This window comes from Vibrio sp. Vb0349 (genome assembly GCF_033338975.1).
The window spans coordinates 1-1,243 of sequence record NZ_JAWOTS010000273.1 but is presented as its reverse complement, the minus strand read 5'-3'; the positions used below and the strand labels follow the sequence as shown (position 1 = coordinate 1,243).

The window sequence follows — 1,243 nt, the reverse complement described above, 5'->3', positions numbered from 1 at the left end:
TTGTCCTTGTTAAGACTCCAATCTAGCGAAAAGCACCAGTTATAGTCAAATAAAGCAGACTAAGTTTGCAATTATTCGGCGTCTCTCCTGATTTAGAGCAAAGTTTCGACGGGCATAGAATTAAAAGTGAAAATTAATTACAAAATAACAAGTTAAATTCGTGTTAACGGTGCATAAAACCTTGTGCTTTGAGAGCCAAAATATGCAGCTCATCGGAGCTGCATAAAGGCTTTTTTTAAACTCAATCAACAACAATACTTAACCATCGCCTTTGAGAGCACATCAATGGTTGGGTCGATAAAATCAAAGGAGAGAAACTCATCTGGTTGGTGCGCTTGTTCGATAGAACCAGGGCCAAGTACCAGAGTCGGACACAGTTGCTGCAAGAAAGGCGCTTCCGTGCAGTAGTTGACGGTTTGCGAACTGGTTTGACAGATCTCTTCAACACCACCGATAAATGGATGATCGTGCTGACATTCATATCCTGGAATTGGCTCATGCAACGGTACGATGTCGATTCGTCCCGGCCATTTAGCTTCTACTTCTTGTAGTGCGCTGCGCAGCATGTTTTCTAAACCGTCCAAACTGATGCCCGGCAATGGGCGAACGTCATAGTGCACCTCGCAACAACCACAAATACGGTTGGCACTATCACCGCCATGGATATGGCCTAAGTTCAACGTTGGACTAGGGATGGCAAATCCTGGGTGGTGATACTCTTTAATGAGTTTGTCGCACAGTTGCATCATCGCAAACAACACTTCATGCATGATTTCAATCGCGTTGACGCCCAAAGCTGGGTCAGAGGAGTGGCCGGATTTACCGGTAACCCGAATCGCATTGGCGACATGCCCTTTGTGGCCACGAATAGGAACTAAGCTAGTGGGTTCTCCAATGATGCAGTAATCCGGCTTGAACGGCGCGTTTGTGGTGAAGTGTCTTGCACCGAGCATGGTAGTTTCTTCATCACAGGTGGCCAATACGTAAAGCGGCTTGTTTTGCTTGCTCCAAGCCACCTTTTTTACTGCTTCATAAATGAAAGCAAAAAAGCCTTTCATGTCTGCCGTACCCAGACCGTAAAAGCGGTTGTCTTTCTCAGTGAGCTTATGGGGATCAAAGCTCCAGCGTACTTCATCAACTGGCACGGTATCGCTGTGCCCAGCAAGCAGCAGACCGCCTTCGCCTTCGCCCATGCGTGCAATCATATTGTGTTTGCCTGGCTCGACTTCGATCACCTCAACAT

The 1,243-nt window shown here is 46.7% G+C and carries 1 protein-coding gene; it reads right to left on the bottom strand.

Translation table 11 applies throughout. The features are described 5' to 3' along the window. Nucleotides 1-245 precede the first annotated feature (245 nt). A partial coding sequence (gene argE / locus R7Q47_RS25145) for an acetylornithine deacetylase (RefSeq protein WP_318090041.1) occupies nucleotides 246-1,243 on the bottom strand: 998 nt, incomplete at its 5' end.